10 protein-coding genes and 1 pseudogene are annotated in these 10,561 nt (G+C 71.7%); 3 read left to right on the top strand and 8 right to left on the bottom strand.

All coding sequences use genetic code 11. From position 1 onward, the window contains the following. Window positions 1-910 (top strand): sucrase ferredoxin (locus CCN33_RS02060; RefSeq protein ID WP_244173566.1); only part of this gene is annotated, 910 nt, incomplete at its 5' end. A gap of 49 nt (window positions 911-959) precedes the next feature. Then, window positions 960-2,624: an ATP-binding protein gene (locus tag CCN33_RS02055; RefSeq protein ID WP_086690439.1), complete on the top strand. Its 1,665-nt coding sequence runs from the start codon at window positions 960-962 to the stop codon at window positions 2,622-2,624. Window positions 2,625-2,628: 4 nt separating this feature from the next. Here the strand turns inward: CCN33_RS02055 and CCN33_RS02050 are convergent, their stop codons facing one another. The 3 genes from CCN33_RS02050 to CCN33_RS02040 are packed head-to-tail and all read right to left on the bottom strand — an operon-like array spanning window position 2,629 to window position 5,412. Further along, complete coding sequence (locus CCN33_RS02050; protein WP_086690432.1) at window positions 2,629-3,678, bottom strand: ABC transporter substrate-binding protein; 1,050 nt, start codon at window positions 3,676-3,678, stop codon at window positions 2,629-2,631. Between the two features lie 59 nt (window positions 3,679-3,737). Continuing rightward, a complete protein-coding gene (locus CCN33_RS02045) occupies window positions 3,738-4,607 on the bottom strand; it encodes an ABC transporter permease (protein WP_086690437.1) in 870 nt (289 codons plus the stop codon). Next, window positions 4,597-5,412: an ABC transporter ATP-binding protein gene (locus CCN33_RS02040; RefSeq protein WP_086690430.1), complete on the bottom strand. Its 816-nt coding sequence runs from the start codon at window positions 5,410-5,412 to the stop codon at window positions 4,597-4,599. The genes CCN33_RS02045 and CCN33_RS02040 overlap by 11 nt, the downstream gene beginning before the upstream one ends. 157 nt (window positions 5,413-5,569) lie before the next feature. Between CCN33_RS02040 and CCN33_RS02035 the strand changes: the two genes are divergently transcribed. Then, on the top strand, window positions 5,570-6,262 hold the full coding sequence (locus tag CCN33_RS02035) for a response regulator (RefSeq protein WP_086690428.1): 693 nt from the start codon (window positions 5,570-5,572) through the stop codon (window positions 6,260-6,262). Window positions 6,263-6,291: 29 nt separating this feature from the next. Here CCN33_RS02035 and CCN33_RS02030 read toward each other — a convergent pair whose 3' ends face one another. From CCN33_RS02030 to CCN33_RS32665, 5 genes and pseudogenes are all read right to left on the bottom strand, one after another. After that, complete coding sequence (locus tag CCN33_RS02030) at window positions 6,292-7,884, bottom strand: solute symporter family protein (RefSeq protein WP_086690426.1); 1,593 nt, start codon at window positions 7,882-7,884, stop codon at window positions 6,292-6,294. Next, window positions 7,881-8,438, bottom strand: coding sequence for a DUF485 domain-containing protein (locus tag CCN33_RS02025; protein ID WP_208621634.1), 558 nt, complete (start codon window positions 8,436-8,438; stop codon window positions 7,881-7,883). Before CCN33_RS02025 ends, CCN33_RS02030 begins: the two co-directional genes overlap by 4 nt. Before the next feature lie 69 nt (window positions 8,439-8,507). Next, the gene (locus CCN33_RS02020) at window positions 8,508-9,197 is read right to left on the bottom strand and encodes a response regulator transcription factor (RefSeq protein ID WP_086690424.1); all 690 of its coding nucleotides are present in this window, start codon (window positions 9,195-9,197) and stop codon (window positions 8,508-8,510) included. Then, on the bottom strand, window positions 9,194-10,345 hold the full coding sequence (locus tag CCN33_RS02015; protein ID WP_167387743.1) for a sensor histidine kinase: 1,152 nt from the start codon (window positions 10,343-10,345) through the stop codon (window positions 9,194-9,196). Before CCN33_RS02015 ends, CCN33_RS02020 begins: the two co-directional genes overlap by 4 nt. Beyond that, window positions 10,342-10,561: pseudogene (locus tag CCN33_RS32665) on the bottom strand (DUF1453 domain-containing protein); the annotation flags it as partial. The pseudogene CCN33_RS32665 and the gene CCN33_RS02015, both read right to left, overlap by 4 nt.

Genomic DNA, 10,561 nt, shown 5'->3' with positions numbered 1-10,561 from the left:
CGACGAGCCCGTTTCCGGCACGGCGGCCACGGCGACGACGTGGCTGCTGCTGGAACAGCCGGGCCCCTGGGGCGCGAAAGCGCTGACCGCGAGCCATCTCGACCCCGCGCTGGGCCGCGCCCTGGAGGCCGCCGCCAAGGACACCGGCGTACGGGTGGCGCTGATCAGACGCCCCGGCCGGCACGCCGACCCCGGTACACCGCCCGTGCGGCAGGTGTATGTGGCCCACACAGTTCCGGGAAACGTGTGGCTGTACGGCACCACTACCAGCGACCCGCGCCGCCTCCTCGGCCTGGACTTCGCCGCCCTGGGCGCGGGCGACCCCCGCTCCTTCGCGTCGGTGCTCGGCGGGCGCGCGCAGACCGGTGACCCGCTCGCGCTGGTGTGCACCAACGGCAAGCGCGACCGCTGCTGCGCCCTGCTGGGCCGCCCACTGGCCGCCGAACTGACCGCGTCCGATGTGCCCGGCGTCTGGGAGGTCACTCATCTGGGTGGTCATCGCTTCGCCCCCACCGTGCTGGTGCTGCCGTACGGCTACGCGTATGCCCGTGCCGAGGCGCACACGGTCAAGGAGGCCCTGCACCGGGCCCAGGACGGGCAGGTGCTGCTCGAGGACTGCCGCGGCCGCTCCGCCTGGGACCGCCCCGGCCAGGCCGCCGAACTGGCCGTACGGGCGGCGACGGCCGAGTACACGGCGGACGCGCTGCACGTCGTCCGCACCGAGGGCGAGGCGCCCCACTGGGAAGTCACCGTCGGCCACGCGGACGGCCGGGGCTGGCGGGTGAGCGTGGCCCGGACCGCCGCACTGCCGCCGCGCCCGGAGAGCTGCGGGGTCGACGTACTGGGCGCCCCCGCGCGGATGGACGTCGTCGGCATCAGGGCGCTGCACACGGCGGCCCTGGCGGGCTGACACCCCGGCCGCCCTGGGAGGCGTGCGCGGTTCCGCGTACCGTCTCCGCATGTCTCCCACTCCCCCGGCCCGCCGTCCCCGGCTCGGTCTGCCCCGGCGGGCGTTCGCGCAGGTGCTGCTCACCCAGGTGACGATCGCGGCCGGGGTCGCTGTCCTGGCGACCGGGCTCTTCCTCGCGCCGCTCAGCGGACAGCTGGACCAGGAGGCGATGCGCCGGGCGCTGGTCATCGCGCAGACCACCGCGCAGGACCCGGCGATCGCCGAGGGGGTCCTGCACACCCGGCCCACCCCCGAGGGGCCGGTGCAGCGGGAGGCCGAGCGGATCAGGCGGGCCACGCACGCCGAGTACATCGTGGTGATGGACGCGCGAGGGACACGCTGGTCCCACCCGACCACCAGGGAGATCGGCCGCCGCGTCTCCACCGACCCCAGCCGCGCCCTGGCCGGACGCCAGGTGATGGAGATCGACCGGGGAACCCTGGGCCGCTCCGCGCGCGGCAAGGTGCCGCTGTACGACGCCGGGCACCGGATCGTCGGCGCGGTCTCGGTGGGCATCGCGTACGACAGCGTGCGCGCCGGGCTGCTCGGCGCCATCCCCGGCCTGCTGGCGTACGCCGGGGGCGCGCTCGCGGTGGGCGCGCTCGCCGCCTGGCTGATCTCCCGCCGGGTGCACCGGCAGACCCGTGACCTGGCCTTCTCCGACATCTCGGCGCTGCTCGCGGAGCGCGAGGCGATGCTGCACGGCATCCGGGAGGGCGTGGTCGCACTCGACCGCAGCGGCCGGATACGGCTGCTCAACGACGAGGCGGGCCGGTTGCTCGGCATCGGGGACGAGGCGGTCGGACGCTCGCCGGACGAGGCGCTCGGCGCGGGACGTACGACGGACGTGCTGGCCGGCCGGGTGACCGGCACCGATCTGCTGACCGTGCGCGGTCGGCGCGTCCTGGTCGCCAACCGGATGCCCACCGAGGACGGCGGCGCGGTGGCCACCCTGCGCGACCGTACGGAGCTGGAGCGCCTCGGCCGCGAACTCGACTCCACGCACGGCCTGATCGACGCCCTGCGCGCCCAGGACCACGAGCACGCCAACCGCATGCACACCCTGCTCGGGCTGCTGGAGCTGGAGATGTACGACGAGGCGGCGGAGTTCATCGGCGAACTGGTCGGGGAACACCGGGCGACGGCCGAGCAGGTCACGGAGCGGATCGAGGACCCGTTGCTGGCCGCGCTGCTGGTCGGCAAGGCGACCGTCGCCGCCGAACGCGGGGTGGCGCTCAGGCTGTCGGAGGAGACCTGGCTGCCGGACCGGCTCATCGACCCGCGCGGTCTGGTCACGGTGCTGGGCAACCTGGTGGACAACGCGCTCGACGCGGTGGCGGGCACCCCGCACGCGCGCGTGGAGGCCGAGTTGCGCACCGAGGGCCGCACGGTGGTGCTCCGGGTACGGGACACCGGCCCGGGCGTGCCCGAGGAGCAGCGGGAGTCGGTGTTCACGGAGGGCTGGTCCACCAAGGAGCCTCCCGCGCACGGCAAGCGCGGCATCGGCCTGTCGCTGGTGCGGCGCCTGGCCGAACGCCAGGGCGGCTCGGCCTCGGTGGGCGCGGCGGCGGGCGGTGGCGCCGAGTTCACGGTGGTGCTGCCGGACGCGCTGGGCGACCCGGTGCCGCCGGGCACGGAGGAGGCGCGGGGGCACCAGGCACCCCGCGCCCTTTGAGCGGCTACTTGGCGGCCTTCTCCGCGAACTCGGTGGTGTAGGTCTTGTCGAGGTCGACGTCGGCGTTCTTGATGTTGGGACTGAATGCCTTGAGCACCTTCTCAACGGTCTGCGGTCCCCGCGCCGGCATGATGCCGTCCTTGGTGAACATCGGCAGGGTGCTCTTGATGGCGGCCGCGTAGAGCTTCTCGTCGCCCTGGGAGTAGTCGGACGGCATCTTGGCCGCGATCTGCTCGGGGCTGTGGGTGGACATCCAGTTGAGCGTCTTGACGAACGCGTTGACGAGCTTCTGGACGGTGTCCTTGTGATCGTTGACCCAGTCCGTGTTCATGTACAGGCTTGACGAGGGGTACGGCCCGCCGAGGGCCTCCTGGGAGCCCTCCGGGGTGCGCATGTCGATGAGCACGCGGCCGGCCTTCTTGGCCAGGATCGTGGCGACGGTCGGGTCGGTGGTCATGCCCGCGTCGATGGAGCCCTTCTGGAGCGCCGCGATGAACGTCGGCCCCGCTCCCACCGCGACCGGACTGAACTGATTCACCTGGACGCCGTGCTTGACCGCCAGGTACTTGGTGAGGAAGTCGGTCGACGAACCGAGCCCGGTGACACCGAGCTTGCGGCCCTTGAAGTCGCCGGGCGAGTGGATGTCGCCGGTCTTCTTCGCGGACACCACCTCCACCTCGCCGGGCGCGTGCGAGAACTGCACGACGGACTCGACCGACTTGCCCTTCACCTGGAGGTCGAGGGTGTGGTCGTAGAAGCCGACGGCGCCCTGGACCTGGCCGGAGACGAGCGCGGTCTCCGCCTGGGCCCCCGCGGGCTCCGTCAGCAGCTCCACGTTCAGGCCCTCGGCGTCGAAGTAACCGAGCCGCTGGGTGAGCATCGCGGGCATGTAGATGACCTTGTCGAGACCACCGACCATGATCTTGACCTTGGTGCCCTTGCCGCCGCCACTGGAACCGCCGTGGCTGGCCACCTCGTTGGCGCAGGCGGTGAGGGAGGCGAGGGAGAGCAGACAGGCGGTGGTGAGCGAGGCGATTCTGGTGCGCTTACGCATGACGAGTCACGTCCTTGGGACTGTGCGGGTACGGGGAGTTCGGCGCGTGGAACGGGGGTTCAGTGCCCGGAGTCGGAGGACTTCCAGCGGAAGACGCGGCGTTCGGCGAAGGTCAGCAGCCCCTCGGCGAGGAGCGCCACGACCGCGAGGATCACCATCGCGGCGTACACGCCGGCGGAGTTGAGGGTGCCCTGCGACTGGGCGACGAGCAGGCCGATGCCGCGGGTGGCACCGATGTACTCGCCCACGATGGCGCCGATGAGGGCGAAGCCGAAGCTGACGTGCAGGCTGGTGAAGATCCAGGAGGTGGCCGAGGGGATGACCACCTGGAGGGTGACCTGCCGATCGGTGGCGCCCAGGATGCGGGCGTTGGCGACCAGGTCGCGGTTGACCTCCCGTGCGCCCTGGAAGGCGTTGAAGAACACCGGGAAGAACACGAGGACCACGGCCGAGGCGACCTTGGAGGCGGGGCCGAGACCGAACCAGATCAGGAAGATCGGGGCGAGCACGATCCTGGGGATGGAGTTCAGCACCTTGATGTAGGGGCCGAACAGGTCGGCGAGGAAGGCGACCCGGCCGAGCGCGATACCGAGGACGACACCCGCCACGACGCCGATGACCCAGCCCAGCAACGCTTCGTACAGCGTGTACCAGATCTGTTCGGCCAGGGAGCCGAGCGCGGTGCCGTGCAGCACCCAGGAAGTGATCTGGTCCCAGATCTCCGACGGCATCGAGAAGTTGAACGGGTCGATCACCTCGGCGCGGGACAGCGCCTCCCACAGGCCGAGCACGCCGACCAGCAGCAGTACGCGGGCCACCACCACGATCACCCGGCGCCTGCGGGCGGCCTGCGCCCGCGAACGCGACGGGGCCGGGGCCTGCGGCTTGACGGGGTCGGCGAGCGGCGGGGTCACGGTCTCAGGCGACATCGGCGGCACCTCGCTCACGGGTGATGCGGACCTCTTCACCGAGGGACTCCCAGATCTCGCGGTAGATCTCGATGAACTTGGGCTCCAGCCGGATCGACTCGACCTTGCGGGGCCGGGGCAGGTCGATGGTGAAGACCTGCTTGACCGTCGCGGGCCCGGCGGTCATCACGACGACCTTGTCGGCCAGCGCGATCGACTCCTCCAGGTCGTGGGTGACGAAGACGACGGAGGCGCCGGTGCCCTCCCACAGTTCCAGCAGCTCGTCCGACATCAGGGCGCGCGTCTGCACGTCGAGCGCGGAGAACGGCTCGTCCATCAGCAGGATCTCGGGGTCGTTGACGAAGGTCGCGGCGAGGGCGACGCGCTTGCGCTGGCCGCCGGAGAGCTGGTGCGGATACCGGTCCTCGAACGCGGCGAGCCCCACACGGGCCAGCCACTCACGGGCCTTCTGCTTGGCCTCCGCCTTGGGCACACCCCGGAAACGGGGGCCGGCCATCACATTGGACAACACCGTGCGCCAGGGGAAGGTGGCGTCCTGCTGGAAGACGAAGCCGACCCGGTCGCCGACGCCGTCGACCGGCTGCCCGGCTACCAGCACCTCACCCTCGGAGGGCTCCTCCAGCCCGCTGACCAGCGTCAGCGTGGTGGACTTCCCACAGCCGGTCGGGCCGACGACGGCGACGAACTCGCCGCGCTCCACGGTGAGGTCCAGGCCGCTCACCGCGGTGTGCGGATCACCGGAAGGGGTTCTGAAGATCTTGCTCGCGCCCCTCAGCTCGATGGCGGGGGTGGTGTCTGCGCTCATGCACCGGGACGGTAGGGGCGGCGCCGCTCCGACAGGAGTCTTGTGCGCGCAACCCCTTCTTTTGCTCGCAAGAACCTGTTGTGCTCGTTTTGCTCACGCTACAACTGCGGAGCCGAAACACGGGCTTAACGCTCGCCGGCCTTAAGGGAGAGGCCCGATGATTGACGTGCTGGTCGTGGACGACGATTTCCGTGTCGCCGAGATCAACGCCAGGTATGTGGGCAAGGTTCCCGGCTTCCGGGTGGCCGCCCGCGCCCACAGTGCCGCCCAGGCGCTGGCCGCCGTGGAACGCGGTGGCATCGACCTGGTGCTGCTCGATCACTATCTGCCGGACCGCACCGGCCTCGAACTCGTCCACCTGATGCGCCAGCACGGCCACGGCACCGACGTCATCATGATCACGGCGGCCAGCGATGTGACGACCGTGCAGCAGGCGATGCGCCTAGGCGCCCTGCACTACCTGGTGAAGCCCTTCACCTTCAACGCCCTGCGCGGCCGCCTCGACTCCTACGCCGCGCTGCGCCGCACCGTCGACCGGGTGGGCGGACGCGGGGTGACCGGCCAGGAACAGGTCGACCGCATCTTCGGAGCCCTGCGCACCGCCCCCGCTCCCTCGGCCCCAGGGCTGCCGAGCGGTCACACGGAGCCGACCTCGGACCTGATCTGCGGGGTCCTGCACGGGGCGGAACAACCCCTGTCGGCGCACGAGGTGGCCTCCCGCACGGGGCTGAGCCGCTCCACCGCCCAGCGATATCTCCGCCACCTGGAGCAGGCGGGCCGCCTACGGCTGTCCCTCAGATACGGGGACACCGGGCGGCCCGAGCACCGGTACGCCTGGGTGACGCCGTGACGCTGTGACGTCACCCAGGCCCAGGGCGCCTACACGGCGCCGGCTCCGGTCAGCGAACGCACCTCGGTCTCCGCGAACTTGGCCTCGTCCGGCACCTCGTCCGAGGTGACCGTGCCCAGCCAGCCCGCGAGGAAGCCGAGCGGGATGGAGATGATGCCCGGGTTCTGGAGGGGGAAGTACTGGAAGTCGACGCCGGGGAAGAGCGAGCCGGGGCTCCCCGACACCACGGGCGACAGCAGCACCAGGATCACCGCCGGGATCAGCCCGCCGTACACGGCCCAGACCGCGCCGCGCGTGGTGAAGTTCCGCCAGAACAGCGAGTACAGCAGCGTGGGCAGATTCGCCGAAGCGGCCACCGCGAAGGCCAGACCGACCAGAAAGGCCACGTTGAGGTTCCGCGCCAGCAGCCCCAGCGCGATCGCCACGACACCGATGGCGGCCGCCGCGATCCGCGCCACCGCCACCTCGCCCCGCGGGGTGGTGGGCCGGCGCCGCAGTGACGCGTACAGATCGTGGGCGACCGACGCCGAGGAGGCGAGGGTGATCCCCGCGACCACCGCGAGGATGGTGGCGAAGGCGACGGCGGCCACGACCGCGAACAGCACGGTGCCCCCGGTGGAGGAGGCACCGCCGCCCAGGTCGAGCGCCAGCAGCGGGATCGCGGTGTTCCCGGCCGCGTTGGACCGGCGCAGCGCGTCGGCGCCCACCACGGCGGTCGCGCCGAAGCCGAGGACGATCGTCATCAGGTAGAAGCTGCCGATGAGCCCGATCGACCAGACCGTGGAACGCCGGGCTGCCCGCGCGGTCGGCACCGTGTAGAAGCGGGACAGGATGTGCGGCAGGCCCGCGGTTCCCAGCACCAGCGCCAGGCCGAGGCTGATGAAGTCCATCCGCGCGGTCCAGTCACCGCCGTACTTGAGACCCGGCGCCAGGAACGATGCCCCGTGCCCACTGCGCTCGGCAGCCGTCAGCAGCAACTGGTTGATGTCCCCGTGGAACCGGACCAGGACCAGCACGGTCATCACGATCGTCCCGACCAGCATCAGGACGGCCTTCACGATCTGAATCCAGGTGGTCGCCCGCATCCCGCCCAGCGACACGTAGATCACCATGAGCGCGCCGACCCCGATGACCGTCCACGCCTGCGCGGCCCCGCCGGAGCCGCCGAGCAGCAGCGCCACCAGGCTTCCGGCGCCCACCATCTGGGCGACCAGGTACATGACGGAGACGGTGACCGAGGCGGAGCCGGTGGCGATCCGCACCGGCCGCTCGGCCATCCGCGCGGCGACCACGTCGGCCAAAGTGAACCGGCCGCAGTTCCGCACCAGTTCGGCCGCGACGAACAGCACGACCAGCCAGGCCACGAGGAATCCGACGCCGTACAGCAGCCCGTCGTAGCCGTACAGCGCGATCAGGCCGGTCACTCCGAGGAAGGAGGCCGCCGAGAGATAGTCGCCGGAGATGGCGAACCCGTTCTCCAGCGGGGTGAAGAGCCGCCCACCTGCGTAGAACTCCTCCGCCGACCCGTGTCTGCGCCGGCTGACCCAGGTGGTGATGCCCAGGGTCACGGCCACGAACGCGCTGAACAGGACCAGCGCCAGCATCTGGTGGTGGCTGGTCACGAGGTGCCTCCCTGGACGCCACGGGTCAGCTCCTGGGTGTCCCAGCGCAGTTCCAGCGCGGGACGGTCGCGCCGCAGTCGCGCGTGCCGCGCGTAGGCCCAGGTGAGCAGGAAGGTGCTGGCGAACTGCCCCAGCCCGGCGAGCATCCCCACGTTCACCGCCCCTATGACGGGCCGCGCCATCAGACCGGGCGCTGCCGTCGCGGTGACCACGTACCCCACGTACCAGACGAGGAAGGCGGCGGCTCCCGGCACCACGAACCTCCGGTACCGGCTGCGCACCTCCTGGAACGCCTCGCTCTGCTGCACCGCGAGATACACGTCGCGGGCCCGAGCCTCCGCGATCTCCCGCTCGGCCCGACCGCGCGGCCGCGGGACGGCCACCGGCGTGGGCATCCCCGCCCCGTCCAGCGCGCCCCAGCCGGCGGTCAGCGTGTCGTGCCAGGGGTCCTCTTGCCGCACGTCGCGGGAAGTCACGCTCTGCTCTTCCTGGTTGTCGGCCGAACTTCCGGGACCGTTCCCGGCACCGAAGTGTCGACCATTGCTTGACTGCATACCCAAGGATGGACAGATCGGGAAGATCCGCGACACATCTTCCCGTACCACTTCACCCCATCAGGTGAGTCACTCCACCCGCGGTCGCACCATGCCCTTCGCATACGCGTAACGCACCGCCTGTGCACGGTCCTTGAGGCCCGTCTTGGCGAAGAGATTGTTGATGTGCGTCTTCACGGTCGCGGTGGAGACGTGCAACTTCCGGGCGATCTCCTGGTTGTTGAGGCCCTCGCCGATCAGCACCAGTACTTCGCTCTCGCGGGCGGTCAGCCCGTCGGGCGGCTCGGGCGGTGCCGCAGTCGTCCGCACCTCGGCCTGCGACAGCTTCTCCAGCAACCGGAGTTGGATGCCCGGCGCCAGCCCCGCCTCTCCTGACAGCACGCTCTGGACCGCCCGCACGATCTCCTCCCCGCCCGCGTCCTTGGTCAGGTACCCCCGCGCCCCGGCGCGCAGTGCGGCGAACAGCGACTCGTCGTCCGCGAACGTGGTCAGCACCACCACCTGGGTACCCGGATACTCGCTCCGGATGCGCCGGGTGGCCTCCACCCCGTCGCACCGGGGCATCCGCAGGTCCATCAGCACCACGTCCGGGGCCAGTTCGCCGACCAGGCGCACCGCCTCCTCGCCGTCCCCGGCCGCGCCGACCACCTCGAGGCCGGGCAACAGCCCCAGCAGCATCACGATGCCCTCCCGCACCACGGTCTGGTCGTCGGCGACCACCACCCGCGCGGGTTTCCGCTCCCCCTCCGGCGCCGTCATACCGGCACCTTCAACGTCACCACGAACCCCTCCTCGTCCGGCCCCGCGTCCAGCGAGCCGCCCAGCAGTTCGGCGCGCTCCCGCATGCCCAGCAGACCGTACCCGCCGCCGGAGGCGGCCAGTTCGCCCGGACGCCCGCCCTTGTCCCGCACATCGAGGGTCACTTGATGCTCGCCGTAGTCGAGCCGGACCAGCACCTTGGCGCCCTGGGCGTGCTTACGGACGTTCGTCATCGCCTCCTGCGCCACCCGCCGCACCGCCTGCGACGCCTCGGCCGGCAGCGGCCTGCGCTCACCCGTGACGGTGATCTCGCCCCCGTCCGTCACGCTGACGAGGTCCGTCAGGAACTCCTCCAGCGGGGTCAGTTCACCCCTGAGCGCCGACAGCGCCTGGCGGGTCTCGGTGAGCCCGTCGCGGGCCATGCCCCGCGCCGCCACCACCCGCTCCAGCACCTGCTCACGGCTCGCGTCGCGCTCCAGCAGCAGCCGGGCTGCTTCCAGGTGCACCATCTGCGCCGACAGGCTGTGGGCCAGCACGTCGTGGATCTCCCGCGCTATCCGCGCCCGCTCGCTCAACGCGGCCGACTCCGCCTCCGCCTCCCGCGCGGCCCGCTCCTGGGCGAGGAGGCGCTGCGCGTTGCCCCGTGCCTCCGAGTCGAGCCGTGCCACGTACCCGGCCAGCGCCAGCCCGGCCACGGTGGAAGCGGTGGTGAGCCACACGTCCTTGTTGAAGACCGCGAAGGAGGCCAGGGCGACCGAGGTCACCGGTACCGCCGCCGCGAGGGGCAGCCGCTCCAGCGCGAGGATGCCGCAGCCGCACCAGAGCACCAGGGCCGGGCCCCCGAAACCTGTCACCTGGGCGGCGACCGCCAGGGCCAGGAGCGCGGCGACGAGCGCCAGGGAAGGCAGCAGCCGGTGTGCGTAGGTGGTGCGGAAGTAGCCCCATGCCGCACCGGAAGCCAGCAGCACGCCTGCCACGGCGGCGACCTCTCCCCACAGAGGGATGTCGTCCTGCCGGAGGGCCGCCCACAGCAGCAGCCCGAGCAGCACCCCCCTGATGGCCCGGGCCAGCAGACGCCGGGGGCGGCTGACGCCCTCCTTGCTGAGCGCCTCGCGTGAGGGCCAGCGGGTCCAGGCGTTCTCGTTCACACCCGCTCCTTCCACGTCGGCCGCGCCACCGGGGCAGCCGGTGCCGACGGCGTTCCGCCACCGTACGTCGGTGCCGGGGCGGGCGAGGAGGTCAGCAGCGACGCCCGCCAGGCGGTGATGCCGCCGCGGACCAGCAGGGTCGCGGCGAGGCCGAGCATCAGGGCGGCGCTGTCCTGCCGGACGCCGAGGACGTGTCCCAGGCCGAAGAGGCCGCCG

Source organism: Streptomyces recifensis (assembly GCF_002154615.1).
GTDB classification, from domain to species: Bacteria; Actinomycetota; Actinomycetes; order Streptomycetales; family Streptomycetaceae; genus Streptomyces; species Streptomyces griseoluteus.
This window is presented reverse-complemented; position numbering and strand designations above follow the sequence as displayed.